The sequence below is a fragment of the Pandoraea nosoerga genome, from assembly GCF_902459585.1.
Lineage (GTDB): Bacteria > Pseudomonadota > Gammaproteobacteria > Burkholderiales > Burkholderiaceae > Pandoraea > Pandoraea nosoerga.
Genome location: NZ_CABPSC010000003.1, coordinates 156,161 through 178,022, shown reverse-complemented (window position 1 = coordinate 178,022; position 21,862 = coordinate 156,161). Strand labels below are relative to the sequence as shown.

Below are 21,862 nucleotides of genomic sequence, written 5' to 3'. Positions count from 1 at the left end.
CTAGATTTATCACCACCTGATAATCAGGATATCGAATGAGGTGGTATGGATGGATAGATTGCTCAGCATGGCGGTGTTCGTCTCCGCAGTCGAAGAAGGCAGCTTGGTAAGCGCCGCTCGACGGTTTGGCCTGTCACCGTCGATGGCGGGCAAGCACGTTTCCGCGATCGAGGAACAGCTGAAAGTTCGGTTGCTTCAACGCAGCACGCGCAAGTTGACGCTAACGGATGTAGGAAGGTCCTACTACACGCGATGCAAGCGCTTGCTGGAAGAATACGAGGACGCGAACCGCGAAGCCCAGGACGCGCAACAGAGTGTGCATGGAATTTTGCGCGTGGCTGCGCCGACAACCTTTGGGGCACTGCATCTTGGTCGTGTTGTATCGAATTATCTGGCTGAATACCCCGATGTCTCGATCGAGACCACGCTGAGCGATCGCTATGTCGATCTACTGGCAGATGGCATCGACGTTGCTATCCGCATCGGCCGTCTGCAGGACTCCGACCTCGTTGCTCGGCGGCTCGCCTCGTGTCGCATGATGTTCTGTGCAGCCCCATCCTTTTTGGCACGACATGGCGAGCCGAAAACCATCGAACAGCTCCGCCAGGCACCTCGGCTTGCTTTCTCCCAGGCGGTTTCAGCCGGAGACTGGAGCGTTACGGATGCTAACGGCCAGACATATCACATTGATGGTGAGATCCGGCTCGCTGCAAACAACATGCAGATGCTGCTCGCGGCAGCGCTGACAGGGGCGGGGGTGGTCTACGGCCCCAGCTTTGTGTTCGAGCAGTCCATCGCCAGCGGTGCGCTTCGTGTCCTGCTGCCTGACCACAAAACAAAGGATTTGGCGATTCATGCCATCTATCCGAGCAAGCGCCATGTGTCGTTGAAAGTTCGCCGTTTCATCGAGCATCTGAGCATGAGCTTCGACGACACGCAGCCGTGGGATCTCATGCATAGGAGCACTACGGCTTGAGGTTGCCCCTGAGTCCCCCAGCCCTGAGAATGCCGGGCGCGTCGGACGCGCCCCAAACGTGACGTGGCGGTTGCCTTGCCCAAACAGCAGTCGTGCGTTTGTCTGGATCAATCGCGCTTCGTGTGGAAGGTGCCTTGCTTGATCGGAGCCTGTGCGGCAGTGTGGCTGGATGGAACCTCTCTTCACGCAGGCTCTGGGCCTGAGTCCGCCTTGGGCGGTGACTTCGGTGGATTTCCGGCGGCCTGAGGGCGCCATCCACTTTGCCGTCGAGTGCCAAGCGCAGCGGCTGGGGTGTCCGGCCTGCGGAGCGGCGGACCAGCCGATCCATGACCGGATCGAGCGCCGTTGGCAGCACCTGCACTTCTTCCAGTTCAAGGCCTTCATCCACGCCGGTCTTCCGCGGGTGGCCTGCACGGCGTGCGGCAAGACCGGCCAGGTCCAGCCGCCATGGGCGCGTCCGGGCTCGGGCTTCTCGCTGGTGATGGAGGCCTTCGTGATCGCGCTGTGCCAGGCGATGCCGGTGGCGCACGTGGCGCGGCTGGTAGGCGTGTCGGATGACCGCATCTGGCGCGTGCTGCGTCATCACGTCGACCGGGCACGCGCACGGGAGGACTACAGCGCGGTCAGGCGCGTCGGCGTGGATGAGACCAGTAGCCGGCGCGGCCAGCGCTACATCACGCTGTTCCATGACGCAGACGCGGGGCGGTTGCTGTTCGCCACGCCCGGGCGCGATGCGGCGACCTTCGAGTCGTTCGTGGCCGATCTGAAGATGCACGGCGGTGATGCGAATGCGATCGGCGACCTGAGCATGGACTTGTCCAAGGCCTTCCAGGCGGGCGCGGCCGCGCATTGCCCGAACGCACGGCTGACCTTCGATCCCTTCCATGTGGTGGCCCTGGCCAGCCGGGCGCTGGACGAAGTGCGCCGGGCCGAGGTCAAGGTTGAGCCAGCGTTGAAGGGCAGCCGCTGGGCGCTGCTCAAGGACGCCCAGCGCTGGAGCCACAAGCAGGTCTGCACCCTGCACTGGCTGCAGCGCAGCAGCCTGAAGACGGCCCGCGCGTGGCGCTTGAAGGAGGCGCTGCGCAGCCTCTACGCGGTGGCTCGCGCGCACGAGGAGGCCAGGCGCGAACTGGATCGCTGGATCGGTTGGGCGCGTCGCTACCGGCTGCCGTCGTTCAAGCGCCTGGGTGCCACCTTGCGCGAGCACAGGCACGGCATCCTCGAACACTTCCGCAGTGGATTGAGCAACGGCTTCGTCGAGGCGATGAATGCGCAGATCCAGGCTGCCAAGGCCCGGGCCAAAGGCTACGCCACCAACGACAACCTGATCGCGATCGCCTACCTGCTGTGCGCCAAGCTCAAACACCTACCGCGCAATCCATGGCTGAAACCTGCGGCATCATGATCAGGCTCTTTCCACACGAAACGCGAGAGAGCCGTTTGTCTTCGTGGTGCGTCCGTCGGCCTCGCCTCTATGTCGGCAGAAGTCCGGCTACCCTGTAGCTCGTGATCAACGTATCGAAAAGACTTAAGTCGGAACGCCCACGTGCCATCAGCTGCGCTCCTGTGATTGCAGCATAGATGGCCTGCGCGCGTTCTTTCGCGATGTTCGGATTGACAATCCCGGCGCTCGCCAAAACCTTAGCCAGCCATGTGATATGCACATCAGAGAATGTTCGAACTTCTTGCCTCACATTCTCGGGAAGGTCATCGTATTCAGCCGTCATGAAACTGCACAGGCAGATGCGGTTGTCGTTCTCCAGCGCCTTTCTGAACATATTGGGATATCTGCGCAAGCAATCTGTGGGGTCCGGAAACCGATTCAACAGTTCTTCCAATTGCGTCGACGAATTTTCCCAGTATCGTCTGGCAACTGCAGCAGCAAGAGCCGCCTTGCTCGGGAAATGATGGTAAAGACTTGCAGGTTTGACACCAACTTCTTCGGCCAAGCGGCGCACGTTCAAGCCACCGTAACCGTGTGCTTGGGCGATTCGTGTTGCAATGGACAAGATCTTGTCACTGGAGTTCGTGTTTCTCTGACTCTCCACGGCTGTCGCCCTCGACTTGTGTAATAACGCTCCACGGCGGTATTTTGTCTTGCGAGCGTTTGGTTACGAATACGTCGAACGGCCTACCTGCGAACAAATGCAGGTTGGCTCTTTACGCTGGGGCGCATTTTCATCCTTTCGTACCATGCCAAGAGCGCCGTGCATTCGGCGGGTACCGCCAAGTCGACGATATCAGCGAATATCAGTCCGGCGATGACCGTAATGTCGGCCATGGAGAACGCGTCGCCGGCAACATAAGCTCGCTTGCGAAGCACATCGTCGAAATAATGCATGCCACGCAAGGCCTTGTCGCGCTGCCTGAGTCCCCATTCCCTGTTCTGGTATTGCTCCACCAGTGGCCCCAAACCCGGCGTTCCATGGTGGAAGTAAACACTGATGGCGTCAAGCAGCTCCAGTTCGGCGCGCTTGCTCATCATGTGAATCATTCCCCTCTCGAACGCTGTGGAGCCCGTCAAGACAGGCTCCCCGACGAGCGCATCGAGATACTCTGTGATGGCAGTGCACTCGGCAATGCAAGTTCCATCCGCAAGCTCAAGTATCCCACCTGGTCACGCTGGATGTGGCACCCACGCTGGCGATGTACCAGCAGACCTCATTCGAATTCGCGCGCGCCTACTGGCACTGGTTCTTCCTCGTGCGACCGGCACCCTTCCCGGAGACGCTAATCCGGGCCGATCCGGATCTCTACCTGAAGCAGACCATCGGTGCCCGCAGTGCCGGCCTGAAGCCTTTCGCGCCTGAGGCCTATGCCGCCTATCTGCGCTGCCTGTCCGATCCGGCAACCGCACATGGCATCTGCGAGGACTACCGTGCCTCGGTAGGCATCGACCTCGAACACGATCAGGCCGATCTTGCCGCGGGCAAGCAGATTCAATGTCCCTTCCTGGCGTTGTGGGGACGCGATGGCGTGATCGAACGCTGCTTCGATCCTCTGGCCGAGTGGCGCCGCTGGAATCCTGGCGTAAAGGGCATGGCGCTGCCCTGCGGCCACTACATCCCGGAGGAAGCGCCCGAGGTGTTGCTTGATCACGTCCTCGCCTTCCTGCCTTCCTGACTGTCCGCGAGCCTGCCCATGCCAGCGACGACGCTTTACCGGAAACTGGTCGATTCGCACACCGTCGAACGCCTGGACGCCGACAACGTGCTGCTTTATGCCGATCTGCATATCATGAACGAATACACCAGCCCACAGGCTTTCGCGGGACTGGCGCAACGCGGGCTGAGGGTGCGGCGCCCACGCCAGCAACTGGGCGTGGTCGATCACGTCATCCCCACGCGCCCGGTGCCGATTGCTGCGCGCACGATCGACATTGCCCCCGCCGCACGGCAAGCGGCGAACTTTGCCGCCAACTGCGCTGAGCAGGGGATCAAGCTGTTCGACGTGCGTGATCCGATGCAAGGCATCGAGCATGTGGTCGCGCCGGAACTTGGCCTGATCCGTCCCGGCATGGTCGTGTTGTGCGGCGACAGCCATACCACGACCTACGGTGCCCTCGGGGCACTCGGGTTCGGGATCGGCACGTCGGAAGTGGAGCACGTGCTTGCCACGCAGACTCTGGTGTATCGCGTGGCCAAGGACATGCGAATCCAGGTCGATGGTCGGCTGCCTCTGGGGACGACGTCCAAGGACCTGATCTTGCACATCATCGCCAAGATCGGAGCACAAGGCGCGCGTGGCTATGCTGTCGAGTATGTCGGCGAAGCTATCACCGCACTGTCCGCCGAGGCGCGCATGACCTTGTGCAACATGACCGTGGAAGCCGGTGCCCGCGCCGCGCTGATCGCGCCGGACGCGATCACGTCCGACTACGTGTGCGAGCGGATCTGCGATATGGACGACGCTGCGCTGGCGGCCGCTCGTGCCGCATGGAGGCAACTCCGCACGGACGCATCGGCGCGTTTCGATGCCGAGCATCGCTTCGATGCTTCCGAGGTCGCTCCCTATGTCACCTGGGGTACCAGTCCCGACCAGGCGCTGCCGGTGGACGGCACCGTGCCGCCGTTGAGCGATGCCGTGGGTGACATCGAGAGGGCGACTTGGCATAAGGCACTGGATTACATCGGCTTGGCGCCCGGCACGCCGATCGAAGGTATTCCGATCGACCGCGTGTTCATCGGTTCGTGTACCAACGCCCGCATCGAGGACCTGCGCGAGGCGGCTCGGGTGGTGTGGGGGCGCAAGGTTGCCCCAGGCGTGCGGGCGATGGTGGTGCCTGGCTCCGGGCTGGTTCGTGACCAGGCCGAACGCGAAGGGATCGCGCAGGTGCTGGTCGAGGCGGGATTCGAATGGCGGCAACCGGGCTGTTCGATGTGCCTGGCGATGAACGACGACGTACTCGCGCCGGGCGAGCGGTGCGCCTCCACGACCAATCGCAACTTCGAGGGCCGTCAGGGCCGCGGCAGCCGCACGCATCTGATGAGTCCGGCCATGGCTGCCGCTGCCGCGATTGCCGGACGCATCGTCGACATTCGCAAGGAGTTCCGTGCATGAGCGAAACGCACCGTATCACAGGCGTGGCGGCGCCATTGCCAATCGGCAACCTGGACACCGACCAGATCATGCCCAAGCAGTTCCTGCTGGGGATCGACAAGAGCGGATTGGCAGACGGACTGCTGCATGACCTGCGTTTCGACACCGAAGGGCGGCTTCGCCCGGACTTCGTGCTCAACCGTCCGGAATATCGCGGCGCGCGCATTCTGTTGGGCGGGGCGAACTTCGGCTGCGGATCGAGCCGGGAGCACGCGGTATGGGGATTGCAGCAGGCCGGGTTCGATGCTGTCGTCGCGCCGAGTTACGGAGAGATCTTCTATTTCAATGCGATGAACAATCGCCTGCTGCTTGTCACCTTGCCGCCGGAGCAGGTCCAGGCGTTGATGGACAGCGTGGCGCATGGCCAGGAAAAGCGCCTGACCATCGACGTGGAGAAGCAAATCGTTTCCACGCCGCAGGGCGATGAATATCCCTTCGATTTGCAACCCAGGCAGAAGCGGATGCTGGTCGATGGATTGGACATGATCGCCATGACCTTGCGCGATGCAGCAGCCATCGACCGGTTCGAAGCTGAGCATTGGCAGGTACGTCCCTGGTGCCGTGTCGATATCGCCAGGACGCGGACAAGAAAACGCGGTGCGGGCTTGAATTCCGTACGCAGCCAAGGACAGGCCTTGTCCTCCGAAAAGGAAAGGTAGCGATGAACATGGCGATCATGGGGAACGGATGGTTAACGTTCAGCCACTGCCTGCTTGCGGCGGCTGGGCGATGTGTATTTCACGACAGGGACACGGAACCCCCTACCGAGATGCGGCCGTGTCGGATTCGCTGATGAAGTTCATCGGCGTCTTGCCGAGCCGCCGTTTGAACATGGTGGAAAACGCGCTGGGGCTGTCGTAGCCCAGATCCAGCGCCACCTGCGTGACGGACTGCCCAGCCGATAGCCGGGGCAGCGCCGCCAGCAGGCAGGCTTGCTGCCGCCATGCCCCGAAACTCATGCCCGTCTGCTGGTGAAAGAACCGGTTGAAAGTGCGCAGGCTCTTGTGCAGCCGTTGCGCCCACATCTGCGGCGTGGCCTGGATGCTGGGCGACTTCAGGAACGCCTTGCACAGCCGTGCAAGCTGGCGGTCTTGGGGGATCGGCGCGAACAGGGGCATCGTCTGCGTCTGGCGCACTTCGTGCAGCAGCAACTGCGCCAGCGCACCGTCGCGCCCGTCCTCGTCGTACAGCGCGGGCATGTCCGCCGAGGCCAGCAGCAACTGGTGCAGCAGAGGGGAGATGACCAGCGCCTCGCAGTGATCTGCCGGGCGCGGCGCGGCAGCCGGCTCGATGTAGAGGCTGCGCGTACTCACACCCTGCATCCGCACGCGGTGGGGTTTGCCGGCGGGAATCCACACGCCGCTGTACGGTGGAATGGCCCATGCGCCATCGTCCGTTTCCACTTCCATCACCCCGCTCATGCCGTACAGCACCTGGGCGCGCCGGTGCGTATGGGTGTCGAGCAAGGTGCCCGGCGGGTAATCGGTGCCGATGGCCAGCACGGGGCGCGCCACGGCATCCACGGAGTCCAGCGGTATGTTGCGCATGGCAATGGATGGCCTAAACAAAAGGATTATTGACCAATCAGCGAGAGACAGCCAATTCGGCGCACCCTATCGTGAAGTTTCGTCCTCTCACGATGCGGTTTCCGCCATGTACTTCCTGCTTTTGTTCTTTGGTTTCCTCGCCGGGATAACGACCGTGCTGTTCGGCTTCGGCGGTGGCTTCGTCGTCGTGCCCGTGCTGTATTCCGTGCTCCTGGCTACGCATGGCGGCAGCGCCGTGGGCGACGCCGCCATGCACGTGGCCGTTGCCACGTCCACCTGCGTGATGATCTTCGGTGCGGGGCTGGCGACGATGCGCCATCACAAAGCTGGCACGGTGCCGTGGGATCAGGTGCGCCCGCTACTGGGCTACATCGCCGTGGGCGCAATACCGGGCGCGGCTGCCGCATTGGCATTGAGCGGGGACTGGGTACGCTGGGCCTTCATCTTCTACCTGGGGTTGACGATCCTCGACAGCATCCTGCGGCCGGGCTTCACCCAGGAAACGGCTGCGCGGATTCGTCCATGGGGACGGTGGATGACCGCTGCCGCAGGCACGGCGATTGGTGCGATCGCCGCCTTCCTGGGCGTGGGCGGCAGCGTGATGACCGTGCCGCTGATGCGCCGCCGCGGCGCCAGCATGACCGCTGCGACAGCAGCGGCCAACCCACTGTCGCTGCCAATGGCCGTGGTCGGCTCGTCGACTTATGCGCTGCTGGCGTGGAACGATGCACCGCTGGGTGCATGGCACGCGGGTTACATCGACTTGCGCGCTTGCGCGGTCTTGGCGGTTGGTTCATGGCTGGGTATCCGGGCCACATCGAGGTGGATTGGCCGGATTCCCGATACCATTCACGCCAAGGCATACATCACGCTGCTGTGCGTCGTTCTGCTGGTGATGCTGGTGGCTTAGTCTTCTCTGCCTCTAGCTGTGATCCCTCAGTAGGTTGTTCATCCGGGGCATCTCTGGAAGATGGGGGTTACGAAGCGAAACCAGCCCCCAGGAGCCCCGGATGAACAACCTACTGAGAGATCACAACTAGTCCACAATGCAGGTCAACGATCTGATCGTTGGCCTCATCGCCCACGAGCTCAAAGCGTTCCCGGCCAGCAAAGGGCAGTACGGGTACGTCTATGCGCTCAACGCCTCCCGCGACCGTGTGGTCTGCCGCGGCATTCCTTCCGCCGAGGACATCCAGTAGGACTGGGGACATCGTCTAGGCTCAAGTCGCAACAACCAGATACGTGGCCGTTGTCATCGCCGATATCAATCTCGGCCAGCAATCAAGCCACATCGGCGTCCGATGTGAACAGCTTGGGCCACGGGGCTGGATCGGCCCATACCCATCCACTGCACACAGTCAGCTCATGGCACGCGCGTAGGTCCGGATCAGCGAGTCGGGGCAGACAAGGATGGTGAAAACGGGGCGAGGTGGTCTCCGCTTTGTTTGTCGCGTCGAGGACTGGTTTCGGTTCGACTGCCACCGGATTGGCTTCCCTCCGGTGTTGTCCCATGGACTCTCGCGCTGTTCCTCATGCCGCTCGCGCTCGCCCAGCATGGATTGCTACGGCCATCGCCATTCTGGCGTTGGCCACTCGCGCCGCCGCTTCGGAAGTCTGGGTCGTTACCGACTCGCATCATCCGGTCCTTGGCCAGGCTGACCGACACCTCATCCTGGACGCGGCCGCGGTGCTCGAAGCGGAGCTGGCCGACAACCTGCCCACCGATCCTGAGCGCGCCAGCGCCATCGTCCAGCAACGCCTGAAATTGGGCGGTACAGACCTGCAGCGAAGGATCGGCACCGCCTACCAGGGTATTGCCGATGCCTGGAGCCTTGGCGTCACCAAGATTCCCGCCATCGTGGTGGATCGCCGATACGTGGTCTATGGCGAGACGGACGTGGCCCGTGCGGTAGCCCGCATCGACCAATACCGGAGGACGCAGCCATGACGAGGCGTCCGTTCGCGCCATCCCGGCGCCAGCGGTTGGCCATCGCAGCGCTGCTGCTGGGGTGTTCCGCATCGTCCTTTGCACTGAACACCGCCACCATCGTGGCCTCCACCCTGTCGCCGGATTGCCTGGAATACCGCGTCACCGGCATCTGCTATTGGCTCTATTGCACCTGGACGGGATGCACCGTACGCACCTCGGTCAAGGTGCGCCACTACATCCCGGATGCCGTGGTGTCGAGCTACTCGAACACCGGCGAGAACCCTTGGGTCGAGGTGCGGGCGATGAGCCTGCCGAACCCGACCGCGAAGGCCGGCGGCGACGGCACCACCAACGAGGATCACGAGAACAACCTGGCGAAGTTCAAGAACGCCGACGTCATCGGCCATCCGGGTGGCTATGTGTTCAGCCAGTTCGCCAGCGCCTCCGGCTACACCTGCGAGGGCGCCGGCACCGCCTTCATGCCCTATCTGCTGAGCACGCTCGACACGCTGGCATGGCGCTACAACATCCCCGAGGCGCTGTATCCGGAAGCACTGATTCCCGGCCGGCGCGAGATCGGCACGCGCACGGCCATGAATCTCTGGGGCAACGTCTATCCGCGTGGCGGCTTCCTGCACCAGGTGGATGACCACAAGGCCGCAGCCGTGGTCGCCCAGCGCGCGGGTGACATCGTGACGCGCCGCAACCAGATCCACGTCTACCAACCACTGCTCGCCAGTTCGCGCGATGGCTACTGGCCGGCCGGCGCCCTGATGGAAACCGATGCCGCCACGGGCAAGTGGCAGGAGCTGACCCCCACGCTGTCCAGCAGTTGCGCGGTATTCCCCCACGGCAATGCCAAGGTGCAGGCCCGGCAAGGCGACTACGCCTGGGCATTGTGGCGTCCCTATAGCTGCTGCCAGCGCCGCGGCCAGGTGTTCCTCGGCAGCGTCGATTTCCTGTGAGGCCCGATGCCATGACGACTCCACCGCCGAGCGCCCGTCGATTTCTTTGCGTCGCATTGGCCGTTGCAGCAATGTGCTGCTCCGGCGCCGGGGCGCAGACCAGCGTCAACGAGTACGGCGTCCAGCATCAGGGCAGCGTGATCGGCGACGACGTGCTCTACAGCATTGGGGGCGGCCGCGCGGTATCCATGAGCGGTGCGGCCAACATGCACTCCATCGGTGTTGGCGTCGGCTGGAACAGCAACCTGATCTGTGGCGACATGAGCATCACCACCACGCTGCAGAACCAGTTGAACGGCATCACCAACGGCTTCCAGGCCATCATGTCCTCGGTGATCCAGAACGCCACCGCTGCCGTGGCGTCGCTGCCCGCGCTGATCATCCAGCGCGCCGATCCAGGGCTGTATAACCTGCTGACCAATGGGGTGCTGCAAGCCAGGCTGGATTTCGATCGCAGCAAGCTGACCTGCCGTGCCATCGCCAACCGCATGGCCGACATGGCGGGTGGGCAGCTCGGCTGGGACCAGCTCGCCGAAGGCATGGCGCTGAAGCAGGCCGTCGCGAGCACCGATGCGGTCTCGGCGATCGACGACGCCGAGGCGAACCGTGGCAACAATGGCGTTCCTTGGGTCGGCGGAGACAACGCCGGCGGCGCGGGCCAACGTCCGGTGCGCGTGGTCGGCGACGTGACCCGCGCCGGCTACAACCTGCTCAACGGCCGTGGCGTCGGCGACACCAGTTCGATCCCGCAAGCGAACTGCGGCGGCAACCTGGCCTGCCAGACCTGGAGTTCGCCCGATGCCGCCGCAGCCTGGGCCGTTCGCGTGCTGGGCGAGCAGGAGCAGCGCACCTGCGATGCATGCACCAAGACCGTCACCACGCCGGGCGTTGGCCTGACCCCGCTGATCCAGGAGGAATACGAGGACAAGCTGCAGGCCCTGCAGGAGTTGGTCGCCGGCAGCCGTCCAACCACGGCGCAGAACCTGCAGGCTGCGGGCAGCGCGTCGCTGCCCATCACCCGTGGCGTGATCGAGGCGCTGCGCGACGAGACGGACCAGGACATCCTGGCTCGGCGCCTGGCCTCGGAGGTTGCGCTGGCCAGCGTGCTGGAGAAGGCGCTGCTGCTGCAACGCACGCTGCTGACCGGGCGCAAGGAGCCCAACGTGGCCGCCAACGAACTGGCCCAGAAGGCCGTCACCCACGAAAGCGACATCCTCGATCGCGAGATTCACAACCTGAAGGCAGAGCTGGAGCTGCGCCGCGAACTGGCCAGCAACTCGCCGATGGCGATCATCCAGCGCCACAGCACCCGCGCCGCCGGTGCGCGTGGCATCTACGAGGGCGACCCGGTACGCAATCGGGTCGATGAATTGCAGCGGCCGCCGTCCGGCGGAAGCCATCCATGAGTGCCGCAGGGCGGTGCCCGCGCTGGCTGCCCCGCCGGCGTGCCATCCGGGTACTGGTGTGGGCGGTGTCGCTGCTGATCGCCGCGACCGCCGTCAATGTGGTCGGCATCCGCATTGCGGGCGGCATCGAGGGCTGGCAGCGCTGGATGGCGGCGCAATCCGGGGCCTTCCTGGTCTGGCGGTTGTTGCTCTACGCCATCACTGCCTGGGGTTGGCTCTGGATGCGCCGTCGCCTGCGCACGCGGGAACCGGAGCGCGCTGCCGGGCAGCGACTGCTGCGCGCGGAGGTTGCGTCCATCGTCGCCGTGATCGCGCTGGAAGCCAGCCTGCTGATGCAGGCACGGTAGCGCGAGGTTCGCCATGACGCTGTTCACCACCGACTACCTGGAGTACTACCTGACACTGGTGTCCTGGGTAGTCCACAACGGCATCTGGTCGGTGCTGGTCGCCAGCGGCATGTTCGCCGTCCCGTTCCTGGCGATCGTCATCCAGGAATGGTTGAAGGCCCGCGCGGAAGGCGCGGACGAAGGCAACAAGGGCGTGCTGTCCTCGGCTCGCATCGAGAACCGCGTCTTCGTCGCCATCGTGGTGATCATGTTCGCGGGCATCCCCTTCATCGACGTCGATTTCAACACCATCAAGTACGACCGTTCGCGTTCGACCCAATGCCAAGTAAATGTGCCAGAGCCGACCGATACCGGCTGGTCGCAATCGTTCAGCACGATCAACAACCAGTCGGCCAAGGTGCCGGTGTGGTGGTTCGCCATGCACGCGATCTCGCGCGCGATCACCGGCGCCTCGGTCGCGGCCATTCCCTGCGGCACCGACCTGCGGCAGATCCGCATGGACATCGACGCGACCCGCATCGACGACCCGGTACTGGCCCAGGAGATCAGCGACTTCACCCGAGACTGCTACGGCCCCGCCCGCGCCAAGCTGTTCATGACCCGGCCCAGCCTGAGCGAGGAGCAGATGCACGACGTCACCTGGATCGGCTCCAGCTACTTCGTCGGCACCGCCGGCTTCTACGACAGCTACCGCTCCAGGACACCGCGCGATGCCTGGCCGTTCGACGCCACGCGCGACGCCGGCCTGGCCCAGGTGCCCGGCGGGGGCGGCTACCCGACCTGCCGGCAGTGGTGGGCCGACGGCAGCCAGGGCCTGCGGGCACGACTGCTGGCCCAGGTCGATCCCAACCTGCTGACGCGATTGGCGGGCTGGGCAGGCTTCCTGAGCCAGGCCGAGGTCAACGACTCGGTGATCCGCGCCGTCGCGAGCCCTCGGCAACAGAAGCTCAACCAGGGGGCGGTCTACACGGACTACGGTGGCCAGATCGACATGACGCTGCCCAACATCGTCACGCGCGCCGCCAGCGACGTGGGGCTGACCGCCGGATCACTGGGCTATTTCCCGGCGATGGACGTGGTGCGGCAGGCGCTGCCGATGGTGCTGTCCCTGCTCAAAATGGCGCTGGTCATCTGCATCCCGCTGGTGCTGCTGATTGGCACCTATGACCTCAAGGCCGTGGTCACGGTGAGCGTGGTGCAGTTCGCGCTGTTCTTCACCGATTTCTGGTTTCAGCTCGCCCGCTGGATCGACTCGACGATCCTCGATGCGCTCTACGGCTGGGGGTGGGGCTGGAACCGGCCGCACACGAACTTCGATCCGCTGGTGGGCCTCAACAACGCCTTCGGAGACATGCTGCTGAACTTCGTGATGGCCACGATGTTCTTGGTATTGCCCACGTTCTGGGTTGCAGCACTGGCCTGGGCTGGTGTCCGTGCAGGCAATGTGCTTCAAGGATTGAGTACAGGGACACGAGATGCCGGACAAGCTGGTGGCAGGGGAGCAGGCTTGATGATCAGTGCGGCCAAGCAGAAATAGCTCCAAGTGCCGGTTCAATCGTCTTCGAATCGTGGATCTGGGTCATCGCTGTAGTTGATGGGGTCGTAGGCAAGGCTTTCGCGATGATCCAGCTCTTCGGCCTTGCGTCCGAGGAAATCATCGTCGCCTTGCGGCGCTTGCTCCGCCATCCTGGCTGCCACGACGAGAGCGACCGGCAACAGCGCCGCCCAGACCGCGATGTACAGCAACACCCCAAGGGTCGCCAGCTTGCCACCCCAGATCAGCACCGCTGCACCGCCCGCCGGCAGTCCTTGCGCCATCAGCCATCGATGCACCCGACGCTCCGCGCGCAGCCAACCGCGCCATACGCCGCCCAGCCAGCGGCCGAGTCGCGCTGCGATGGTCATGCCTGCGGTGTGCTTCATGGTTGGCTACCTCATGGTCGTTCCACGGTCGTTGGGCATGGCGGTGCCGGTCTCCTTCATGCCTGCCGCGCCGCGAATGCTTCGGCGCTCATGATCAAGCCGGGAAAGTCCTCTCGCATGGCGAGAATGTCCGCATCGCCTGTGATCAACGCATCCGCCTTGCCGACATGCGCGAGCACCAGGAACACCTGGTCCTTCTCGTCGCGGCAGGCCGGCAGGTCGGGCCATGGCATCGGCAGTTCCACCACATCGGCGTAGGGCAGGAAGTCCGCCAGCAACTCCTGCTGTTCCAAGGTCGACAGCTTGAACTTGGGATAGGCCAGGACGCGCAGGAGTTCACTGGCCGTCTCCCGGCAGACCAGCGGCTGCAACTGCTGTTGCTGCCAGGCATGGCGTATCCAGGCCAGGCGTCCTGCATTGAAGACCAGCGCCGACAGCACGATGTTGGTGTCGAGCACGACCCTGCGCATCAGCGCCGCGCCCAGGCCACGGCATCCTCGACGTCCTGCTCGGTGATCCCGAGTTGCTCCAGCTTCTCGCGCACGGCCTGGGCCTTCTGGACCCGCACCGGCGTCAGGATGATCCGGCCGCTCTCGACGGTCACGTCGAAGTACTCCGCCGCATCCACGCCGGACACGGCCGCCTTGGGCAGCGTGATCTGATTTTTCGAAGTGAGCTTGGCAAGCATGGGAGGCCTCCGTAAGTTTCAAAGGAAATCTTACTTCCTTACTTCATTCTCGACAAGCATGCCTTCGGGCGCAGGGGTTTCAGGGCCTGCCGTGCTTTCAGCGCCGGTTGAAACTGCCTGATCCGGTGAAAACACAGAGCTTGTTCCGTCCGATCCTGGAGCGCACGGGCTCCGCATTGATTGCGGCACACGAAGCCGACTGCCCCTATACCAAAGGGCTTGTCGAAGGCCAAAGGGCTGGGGAAGGAGCAAGGGAATGGCCTCAAGGGGAAAGGCCCTACCCGAAAAGGCCAAAAGGCTCCTCCGGCCAGCCCATCACCAGGATGCCGCCATGCTTTCGCTGTTCCAGCGCAAACGGGTGCCGCTGGCCAACGCCGCGGCGCCGCCTCCCGTCGAGCCTGCCAAAGGGTTGACCCGGCCGCAGTCGGCCACATCGCTGCTGGCGGAGCCGCGCCGGCAGCGATTGCTGGAACACATCTGGCAGCGCACCTCGCTGTCGCGTCGGCAGTTCCGCTCGCTGTACCTGGCGCCACTGGAGCGCTACGCCGAGCTGGTCCAGCAGTTCCCGGCCTCGGAGGCGCATCACCATGCCTGGCCGGGCGGCATGCTGGACCACGGCCTGGAGATCGTGGCCTACGCGCTCAAACTGAGGCAGTCCCACTTGCTTCCGGCCGGCGCCTCGCCCGAGGCCCAGGCCGCGCAAGCCGAGGCCTGGACCGCCGGGACCGCCTACGCCGCGTTGCTGCACGACATTGGCAAGATCGCGGTCGACCTGCACGTCGAGCAGGCCGATGGCCTGGTCTGGCACCCCTGGCACGGGCCGCTGCGGCAGCCGTACCGCTTTCGTTACCGGACGGATCGCGAGTACCGGCTGCATGGCGCCGCCACTGGGCTGCTCTACACCCGTGTGCTCGATGCCGGCATCCTCGACTGGCTGAGCGACTACCACGATCTATGGTCGGCGCTGCTCTACGTCCTGGCGGGCCAGTACGAGCATGCCGGCACGCTGGGCGAGCTGGTCGTCAAGGCCGACCAGGCATCGGTGGCCCTGGCGCTCGGCGGTGATCCGGCCAGGGCCATGGCGGCGCCGAAGCATGCGCTGCAGCGCAAGCTGCTCGATGGCCTGCGCTACCTGCTGCGCGAGGAGTTCAAGCTGAACCAGCCCGGCGGCCCGTCGGATGGATGGCTGACCCAGGACGCACTCTGGCTCGTCAGCAAGACGGTCAGCGACAAACTGCGCGCGCATCTCCTGTCGCAGGGCATCGAAGGCATCCCATCGAACAACACCGCCGTCTTCTCGGTGCTCCAGGACCATGGCATCGTGCAGCCCGCCCCGGATGGGAAGGCGATCTGGCGGGCGACCGTCACGAGCGGCACCGGCTGGTCGCACAGCTTTACCTTCCTGCGCCTGTCGCCGGCCTTGATCTGGGAGTCGGGCGAGCGTCCCGCACCGTTCGCCGGCACGGTCACGACGGAAGAGCCCCTCCCTGGCGATGAGGCAGCGCCGGGCTCCGACGGCATCCCGGCCACCTCACCGCCCCCTGGGGTGGCGGATTCCCCGGCCGGGCTCGCGGACCCGGTCTCCGATCTGCTGTCGATGCTCGATGCGTCCGACGCAGCCACCGCCGGTGCATCGTCCGCCAGCGCGGAACCGCCGTCACCATCCGCCGGAGCAACTGTGACAGTGACCCATTCGGCGCTGACCGGTCCTGCCACGATGCCGGCTCCCGCGAAGGCCACGCCGTCCGGGGAAGCCTTCATCGCCTGGCTCAGGCAAGGCATCGAGTCGCGCAAGCTCATCATCAACGATGCGAAGGCACTGGTGCATACCGTCGATGGCACGGCGTACCTGGTCAGCCCCGGCGTCTTCCAGCGCTACGTGCAGGAACATCCGGAGATCCAGGCGCTGGCCCGACAGGACGATCTGCACGACTGGCAATGGGTGCAAAAGCGCTTCGAGAAGCTGGGGCTGCACCGCAAACAGGACAGCGGCCTGAACATCTGGACCTGCGATGTCACAGGACCGCGCAAGTCGCGGCGGTTGCACGGCTATCTGTTGGCGGCGCCTTCGGCATTGTTCGCGGAAGTCCCGCCGGACAACCCCTACCTGTCCCTGGCGCGCGGCTAGGAGTCTCCTCGCCACACACGGGCAGCGCACCTGCCGACCCTATGTCTTGCATCGTCGATACCCCCTCATGCTCGATGGGCGACCCAACCCTTGAAGGTGAACGCGCAATAGAAAAGGTCGATGTCCGTGAATCCAGCCTCGCGGAGCAGATCGACATCCTGCACGGGCGAAAGCACGGGCAGCCGTTCCTTGATCGCCGCGATGCTGCCTTCGGCTTGACGCACGGGTACGCCGGAAGTAGCCGCGAACGCCGCATTGCGCGAGAGCCATCTGTCCCGACCGGGATCTTCGCCGGGAAAGCTGTGGTGCGCGACGACAAGGGGCGCACCGGGCTTGAGTCGCAGGTGCATCTGCTGCAGCGTCTTCAGGCGCTCGGCTGGCGGCAGGAAATGCAATGTCAGCAGGCAGGTCGCGCCATCGAAGGGCCCCTTGGGGGCGCTGTCGATATAGCCCTCGTGCAAGCACACGCGAGACACCATCGAGCCCAGGATCTTGCGGGCGAGTTCGAGCATCTCTGCGGAGGGATCGACGCCGTCGAACTGCCAGCCGGGCTGCATTCCGGCGAGGACCTTCAGTTCCAGCCCGCCGCCGGCGCCGAGCACCAGGATGCGCGCGTCGGCCGGCGCGTGTTCGGCCAGCAGCACACCCGCCATCCGGTGCAGGTCGCGAAGGCCCGGCACGATCCTCGCGGTTCTTTCCGCATAACCGGATACAGCCGTCGGGTCGGAGAACGAGGTCATCGAGCGCGGCCTTCCGCTTGCGCTGGCTCGATGGTCTCGGGCCAAAGCAGTGATCGGTGAATCTGGGCACCGGCCATGGCCCCGTTGCCCACGGCCAGCGACACCGAATGAGGAAACCGTGCCGCGTCGCCGCAGGCAAAGACCCCAGGCACCGAGGTCTTGCTCTCGGCATCCGTGCGGATCTGGATGCCCATGGGCGTTTCTTCCAGCGCACAACCGATCGTCTCGGCCAAAGGGCTGGAGGGGGCGGTTCGCGTTACAACAAACAGGCCCGCAAAGCTCAGTCGCCTCCCATCCACCATCGTCACGTCGGCATGTCCCTCGATCCTGTCGATGCGGGCCTCGTCGATGACCACGCCTCGGCGTTCCAAAGTGGACCTGATTTCCTCGTTGAGTTCCAATGCACCGTTGACGAGCAAGGTGACATCCCCCCAATCCGTCAGCAGCTCAGCCTGATGGATCGACATCGGGCTGGCACCGACGATGCCGATGCGTCCCTGTCCAAGTTCATAGCCATGGCAGTACGGGCAGTGAAAAACCGTCTTCCCCCAGCGTTGCGCGAGTCCGTCGATGGCTGGAAGCTGGTCGGTCACCCCCGTCGCCAATAGAATGCGTCGCCCCAGGTGCGACTCGCCATCGGCCGTCGTGACGGTGAATTCGTCCGCCTGCCCGGCGACCGCTTCCACCCGACCTTCAAGCCAGGTCAGCGTTGGATAGGCCTCGAGCTGGCGGCGTGCGTTTGCAGCGATTTCACCTGGCGGCACACCATCCTGGCCGAGAAATCCGTGTGAATGGCTGGCGAAGCGGTTGCGCCGCTGGCCCGCATCGATCACCAGCACTGACCTGCGTGCGCGCACCAGTTGCAGGGTCGCGGCCATGCCTGAGTAGCTTCCGCCGACGACGATCACGTCGTGATTCATGATTTATTCCTTGAGTGTCGTAAGGCCGCATGCCGGCGTGCGAAGTCAGAGGCCAGATCGGCAAGGGTGATTTCCGAAAACCGCGTGAGCAGCAGCGCCTCGGCTTCGGCAAACGTGCCTTCGAGTGCCGCATTGACCGTCTGCTCGACCAGACACTCCGGTGTCTCGTTGCGGTTGCCGATGGCAAACGTCGCCGGCTCTCCCAGGGCTTCGTGCAACTGACGCAGGGTGACGCTGCCAAGGTCGGCGTGGATACGCCATCCTCCTGCGTGGCCTCGTTCGGAGGTGACGATTCCCGCTTGCCGCAGGTATCCCATCGTGCGTCGAACGACGACCGGGTTGGTTCCCAGGCACAGCGCCAAGGTTTCCGAGGTAACGGGTCCATCCTGCTCGGCCATGTGCAGCAGCGCATGCAGGACAGACGAGAGGCGGCTGTCTCTTTTCATGAAACAAATGATGTTACGAAAAAGGCCGCGTGTCAAATGCGAGGTGGCAATGAACACCTGGCAAGTCACAGCCTTGACGTACAAGAACGTTGTTGACACCTCACCGCCACGACGGCATGGCTATTCGGTGCCGCTCTCTTCCTCGGACAGTTGCGCCTCGGTCGCGGCCATCAGCGTCGCGGCCGAGCACCCCAGCCCCTTCGCGATCCGCAGGATCAACACCAGCGTGGGCATGTGCTCGCCGCGCTCGATCTTGCCCATGTGCGACCGGGCGATGCCCGCCTGTTCCGCGAGCACCTCCTGGGCAAGCCCCTGCGCAGTCCGTGCCTCGCGCACGGCAACGCCGAAAGCGCGCGCTGGCTCGCTTTCATAGGTTCTTGTCCCTGCGGGTCTCCCGCGTTGCACCGATCGCTTCTGCATCAACAGAAGCGTCACGCGCAAAGCGAATCTAAACCACGTTAAACTTATCTCATCGACCGGTCGCGCCCGGTTTTTTCCAGTGTCGGCGTTGTGCAGGTGACACGATGATCGCTCCCGATCCCTTGAACATTGCCCTGTCGGACTGCCTGGCCTATCCCCGGTTGTCGGTGCCGATGGCGGAACATCGCCGGCGCCATCCGAACCACCCCATTCGCCTTCATGAAGAACGCCTGGAGGATCTGCATCGAGGACTGCTCACGGGGGCCTTCGAGGCAGGCCTCTGCCAGTCGCCCGCAGCACCTGAAGGCATCGATGTCCGCCCCGTCTGGCGCGACGCGCTGGCATTGGCCGTGTCGGCCCATCACCCCTTGCTGGCCTTTGCGTCAGTGTCCCTGGAGCAGGCGGCCGACCACCCTTGGATCGCCCTGGATGGGCGCGGCTGTGTGGGCTACTGCGGGCAGATCGACTCACTGCTGACGGCGGCCGGCGTCGTTCCCTCGGCCGTCACGACGGCCACATCGTTCGGGTTGATGATGACCTTGGTGGCCGCCGGCTACGGCGTCTGCCTCGCACCCGCCGCCCGCATCGAGGGTCATCGTTCCCTTGGCGTTGTCCAGCGTCCCTTGCAAGAGGGCGCGCTGACGCTCACCACGTACTTCCTGAGCCGTCGTAGTACGGACAGCACCCACCTGGAGCCGTTTTTCCAAGCGCTCCAGGCAAGCGCCTGACCGAACCTCGGCGCGACCCTGGCTTGATCAATCTCCGGCCGTCGCTTCGGCGGCATCGGCAGCGACGGCTTCGCGCACCAGCCGCTGCACGCTTTGCCGGACCGGCTCAGGGAACTCGGTCGTCACGACTGGCTCGCTCGCCTGCGTGCACTGTGCGGCCACCAGCCGCGCGGCAAGGTGCAGGTTCGTTGGGTTGACGGCTTCGATGGCCGGCCGTGTCCCGAGCGCCTCGTACGAGCGCAGGAGTGCGTGGTAGATGTCCCAGGTGTCGATGCCCCGTGGCAGTTGCTTCAGCACGGACTGGACCAGCCTGCGCTTGAGCGGATCGAGCTGCCAGTCTGGCACTCGCTGCCCGCGATGCCCCATGTGGATCGACAGCAGGTTGCCGGCCTGGATCTCGTAGGTGATCCAGCGGCGCGACTTGCCCGCGAGCCTGGCGTAGTCCGCCACTGAGAGGTTGTGCGGCGCCTCGAAGGTCTCCAGCACTTGCTGGCGTTCGCGCTGCACCTCCGACAGGCGCGGCCGTGCGTACTCGGGCATGCGCACGGCCGACAGCCGCTGCACCGATGCCGGCGCTTCGGGTTGGCCGGGCGCCGGCGCGGTCACGATCAGTTGCGGCGCGGAGAGGTCGACCACCGGCGGCTGCGCGGCCGCCTGGCCGGCGATGGTCGGCAGGCCCTGGAGCGTGATGGTCAGATGCCGGCTGGCAACCTCGACCTGGTTCTGCTCGAACAGGTCCAGGCGATCGGCCCAGTCCTGCATCATGACGCGGCGCTGCTCGACGTATTCGGCATGGTTGTAGGTCGCGCTGATCCTGTCCGGGTCGGCATGCGAGAGCTGGGCGTCCACCCATTTCTTCGGGTACCCGAGTTCGTTCAGCGCCGTCGAGATCGTGGCACGGATGCCGTGGCCGGTCAGCTGGTCCTCGTAGCCCATGCGCTTGAGCGCCCCGTTAAACGTGTTCTCGCTGACGGGATGCTTGAGGCACCAGTCGCCCGGGATCAGGTAGACCTGGGCCGGCTTGAAGTTGTCGAGCAGGTGGCGAACGATCTCCTGCGCCTGCACCGACAGCGGCACGATGTAGGGCGGGATGTCGATGAGACGCTTGCGCTTCTTCCTGGTGAGCAGCTTGCGCTGCTTGAGCCTGGCCACCGGGATGATCCACAGGCCCCGGTCGAGGTCGAACTGATCGGGCGTGGCGAAGCGCAACTCGCCAGTGCGCACACCGGTGAGCATCAACAGCCGCAAGCCCAACTGCGTGTTCAGGCGCCCGCGGTACTTGCGCAGTGTCTGCAGCATGACTGGCAGCTCGTGCATGCGCAGGAACGGGTTGTGTTCGACCGGCGGCAATGGCAGCGCGACCACTTCCAGGTCCCTGGACGGGTTATCGCCCATGTTGGGAATCGCCACCGTGGCGTAGGTGAACAACTGGGTGAACCAGGTCCTCAGCTTCTCGGCCACCGACAGCGAGCCGCGCTTTTCCACCTTGCCGATGATGTCCAGCAGGTGTGCGCGGGTGATCTCGTAGATGGTCAGGTGCCGCAGCGAGGGGAACACGTCTTTCTTGAAGACGCGCCCGATCTGTTCAAGGCTGGTCTGCCGTCCTTCCTCCAGCGAGAGCCGGCGATGGGCCAGCCATTGCTCGTAGACGGCCATGAAGGTGTGCTCGCCGGCCAGGACGATCGCGTGCCGCCTGCGCTTGCGTTCGCTGTGCGGATTGACGCCCTTGGCGAGCAGCGAGCGGGCTTCATCGCGAAGCGCACGGGCGTCCTTCAGCGAGAGCGCTGGATACGTGCCGAAGGACATGCGGTCGCGCTTGCCGCCCCACGAGAAGCGGAAGTGCCACGCCTTTGCACCGGTGGCTGAAACAAAGAGGGAAAGGCCGTCTGTGTCGGCCAGGGTGTACGGTTTGCCGGTCGCCTTGGCCTGGCGAACCGTGAGGTCCGAAAGCATGATCCCAACTCCTTGAAAGCGAGTTGAGTGCCATGTTTCCCATCGGGCCCCGGCTCCCCCAGCAACAATGCGGAACTGGGAAGCTCCGCATTGCGATGTACCACCTAATGTACCGGTTTTGACCGGCTGTCAGTGGATTTCGCTGG

The 21,862-nt window shown here is 64.4% G+C and carries 22 protein-coding genes and 3 pseudogenes; 14 read left to right on the top strand and 11 right to left on the bottom strand.

All coding sequences use genetic code 11. The features are described from left to right. Window positions 1-49 precede the first annotated feature (49 nt). Together PNO31109_RS05750 and PNO31109_RS05745 are read left to right on the top strand one after the other, a co-directional pair. The gene (locus PNO31109_RS05750; RefSeq protein WP_001554380.1) at window positions 50-976 is read left to right on the top strand and encodes a LysR family transcriptional regulator; all 927 of its coding nucleotides are present in this window, start codon (window positions 50-52) and stop codon (window positions 974-976) included. 169 nt (window positions 977-1,145) lie between these two features. Next, a complete protein-coding gene (locus tag PNO31109_RS05745; protein WP_150554661.1) occupies window positions 1,146-2,381 on the top strand; it encodes an ISL3 family transposase in 1,236 nt (411 codons plus the stop codon). Window positions 2,382-2,448: 67 nt separating this feature from the next. Here the strand turns inward: PNO31109_RS05745 and PNO31109_RS05740 are convergent, their stop codons facing one another. Next, on the bottom strand, window positions 2,449-3,024 hold the full coding sequence (locus PNO31109_RS05740; RefSeq protein WP_027350546.1) for a TetR/AcrR family transcriptional regulator: 576 nt from the start codon (window positions 3,022-3,024) through the stop codon (window positions 2,449-2,451). Between the two features lie 83 nt (window positions 3,025-3,107). After that, a pseudogene (locus PNO31109_RS05735) lies at window positions 3,108-3,584 on the bottom strand (glutathione binding-like protein); the annotation flags it as partial. Between PNO31109_RS05735 and PNO31109_RS05730 the strand changes: the two are divergent. From PNO31109_RS05730 to leuD, 3 genes and pseudogenes are all read left to right on the top strand, one after another. Further along, a pseudogene (locus PNO31109_RS05730) lies at window positions 3,566-4,099 on the top strand (alpha/beta fold hydrolase); the annotation flags it as partial. The pseudogenes PNO31109_RS05735 and PNO31109_RS05730 overlap by 19 nt on opposite strands. An 18-nt stretch (window positions 4,100-4,117) precedes the next feature. Next, window positions 4,118-5,536 carry a 3-isopropylmalate dehydratase large subunit gene (gene leuC, locus PNO31109_RS05725; RefSeq protein ID WP_150554660.1) on the top strand — a complete coding sequence of 473 codons (1,419 nt, stop codon included), beginning with the start codon at window positions 4,118-4,120 and terminating at the stop codon, window positions 5,534-5,536. Then, a complete protein-coding gene (leuD, locus tag PNO31109_RS05720) occupies window positions 5,533-6,234 on the top strand; it encodes a 3-isopropylmalate dehydratase small subunit (protein ID WP_241286779.1) in 702 nt (233 codons plus the stop codon). Before leuC ends, leuD begins: the two co-directional genes overlap by 4 nt. 102 nt (window positions 6,235-6,336) lie before the next feature. On the opposite strand, the gene PNO31109_RS05715 is transcribed toward leuD, so the two are convergent. After that, window positions 6,337-7,122 carry an AraC family transcriptional regulator gene (locus PNO31109_RS05715; protein WP_124136562.1) on the bottom strand — a complete coding sequence of 262 codons (786 nt, stop codon included), beginning with the start codon at window positions 7,120-7,122 and terminating at the stop codon, window positions 6,337-6,339. Between the two features lie 106 nt (window positions 7,123-7,228). On the opposite strand from PNO31109_RS05715, the gene PNO31109_RS05710 reads away from it, so the two are divergent. The 7 genes and pseudogenes from PNO31109_RS05710 to PNO31109_RS05680 all read left to right on the top strand — a co-directional run bounded on the left by PNO31109_RS05710 (window position 7,229) and on the right by PNO31109_RS05680 (window position 13,307). Next, window positions 7,229-8,032, top strand: coding sequence for a sulfite exporter TauE/SafE family protein (locus PNO31109_RS05710; protein ID WP_124136608.1), 804 nt, complete (start codon window positions 7,229-7,231; stop codon window positions 8,030-8,032). Window positions 8,033-8,162: 130 nt separating this feature from the next. Further along, window positions 8,163-8,315: pseudogene (locus PNO31109_RS05705) on the top strand (type I methionyl aminopeptidase); the annotation flags it as partial. A 317-nt stretch (window positions 8,316-8,632) separates the two neighbouring features. Continuing rightward, the gene (locus PNO31109_RS05700) at window positions 8,633-9,070 is read left to right on the top strand and encodes a TIGR03757 family integrating conjugative element protein (protein WP_150554659.1); all 438 of its coding nucleotides are present in this window, start codon (window positions 8,633-8,635) and stop codon (window positions 9,068-9,070) included. Then, window positions 9,067-10,017 (top strand): TIGR03756 family integrating conjugative element protein, encoded by a 951-nt coding sequence (locus PNO31109_RS05695; protein ID WP_086071293.1) that lies wholly within the window; start codon window positions 9,067-9,069, stop codon window positions 10,015-10,017. Before PNO31109_RS05700 ends, PNO31109_RS05695 begins: the two co-directional genes overlap by 4 nt. Window positions 10,018-10,028: 11 nt before the next feature. Next, a complete protein-coding gene (locus PNO31109_RS05690) occupies window positions 10,029-11,423 on the top strand; it encodes an integrating conjugative element protein (protein ID WP_150554658.1) in 1,395 nt (464 codons plus the stop codon). After that, window positions 11,420-11,770, top strand: coding sequence for a hypothetical protein (locus PNO31109_RS05685; protein ID WP_150554657.1), 351 nt, complete (start codon window positions 11,420-11,422; stop codon window positions 11,768-11,770). The genes PNO31109_RS05690 and PNO31109_RS05685 overlap by 4 nt, the downstream gene beginning before the upstream one ends. Window positions 11,771-11,783: 13 nt before the next feature. Continuing rightward, window positions 11,784-13,307, top strand: coding sequence for a conjugal transfer protein TraG N-terminal domain-containing protein (locus PNO31109_RS05680; protein ID WP_150554656.1), 1,524 nt, complete (start codon window positions 11,784-11,786; stop codon window positions 13,305-13,307). A gap of 14 nt (window positions 13,308-13,321) precedes the next feature. On the opposite strand, the gene PNO31109_RS05675 is transcribed toward PNO31109_RS05680, so the two are convergent. Genes PNO31109_RS05675 through PNO31109_RS05665 form a run of 3 tightly spaced genes read right to left on the bottom strand, consistent with a single transcriptional unit; the run spans window position 13,322 to window position 14,381 of the window. Further along, entirely contained in the window at window positions 13,322-13,693 is a 372-nt protein-coding gene (locus PNO31109_RS05675; protein WP_150554655.1) for a DUF3742 family protein, read from the bottom strand. A gap of 56 nt (window positions 13,694-13,749) precedes the next feature. Beyond that, window positions 13,750-14,163, bottom strand: a complete 414-nt coding sequence (locus tag PNO31109_RS05670) for a putative toxin-antitoxin system toxin component, PIN family (RefSeq protein ID WP_150554654.1) — start codon at window positions 14,161-14,163, stop codon at window positions 13,750-13,752. Further along, window positions 14,163-14,381: an AbrB/MazE/SpoVT family DNA-binding domain-containing protein gene (locus tag PNO31109_RS05665; RefSeq protein WP_150554653.1), complete on the bottom strand. Its 219-nt coding sequence runs from the start codon at window positions 14,379-14,381 to the stop codon at window positions 14,163-14,165. The genes PNO31109_RS05670 and PNO31109_RS05665 overlap by 1 nt, the downstream gene beginning before the upstream one ends. 331 nt (window positions 14,382-14,712) lie before the next feature. Here PNO31109_RS05665 and mobH point away from each other — a divergent pair, with 331 nt between their 5' ends. After that, the gene (mobH, locus tag PNO31109_RS05660; RefSeq protein ID WP_032972518.1) at window positions 14,713-16,509 is read left to right on the top strand and encodes a MobH family relaxase; all 1,797 of its coding nucleotides are present in this window, start codon (window positions 14,713-14,715) and stop codon (window positions 16,507-16,509) included. 65 nt (window positions 16,510-16,574) lie between these two features. Here mobH and PNO31109_RS05655 read toward each other — a convergent pair whose 3' ends face one another. The 4 genes from PNO31109_RS05655 to PNO31109_RS05640 form a co-directional block, all read right to left on the bottom strand. Further along, entirely contained in the window at window positions 16,575-17,249 is a 675-nt protein-coding gene (locus PNO31109_RS05655; protein WP_150554652.1) for a class I SAM-dependent methyltransferase, read from the bottom strand. Beyond that, window positions 17,246-18,169, bottom strand: a complete 924-nt coding sequence (locus PNO31109_RS05650; RefSeq protein WP_150554651.1) for an NAD(P)/FAD-dependent oxidoreductase — start codon at window positions 18,167-18,169, stop codon at window positions 17,246-17,248. The genes PNO31109_RS05655 and PNO31109_RS05650 overlap by 4 nt, the downstream gene beginning before the upstream one ends. Continuing rightward, complete coding sequence (locus PNO31109_RS05645; RefSeq protein WP_032972743.1) at window positions 18,166-18,615, bottom strand: Rrf2 family transcriptional regulator; 450 nt, start codon at window positions 18,613-18,615, stop codon at window positions 18,166-18,168. The genes PNO31109_RS05650 and PNO31109_RS05645 overlap by 4 nt, the downstream gene beginning before the upstream one ends. Before the next feature lie 120 nt (window positions 18,616-18,735). Beyond that, on the bottom strand, window positions 18,736-19,035 hold the full coding sequence (locus tag PNO31109_RS05640; protein ID WP_046741836.1) for a helix-turn-helix domain-containing protein: 300 nt from the start codon (window positions 19,033-19,035) through the stop codon (window positions 18,736-18,738). A 104-nt stretch (window positions 19,036-19,139) separates the two neighbouring features. Here PNO31109_RS05640 and PNO31109_RS05635 point away from each other — a divergent pair, with 104 nt between their 5' ends. Then, a complete protein-coding gene (locus PNO31109_RS05635; protein WP_150554650.1) occupies window positions 19,140-19,763 on the top strand; it encodes a LysR family substrate-binding domain-containing protein in 624 nt (207 codons plus the stop codon). A 27-nt stretch (window positions 19,764-19,790) separates the two neighbouring features. On the opposite strand, the gene PNO31109_RS05630 is transcribed toward PNO31109_RS05635, so the two are convergent. Further along, the gene (locus PNO31109_RS05630) at window positions 19,791-21,716 is read right to left on the bottom strand and encodes a tyrosine-type recombinase/integrase (RefSeq protein ID WP_062737768.1); all 1,926 of its coding nucleotides are present in this window, start codon (window positions 21,714-21,716) and stop codon (window positions 19,791-19,793) included. Window positions 21,717-21,862 lie beyond the last annotated feature (146 nt).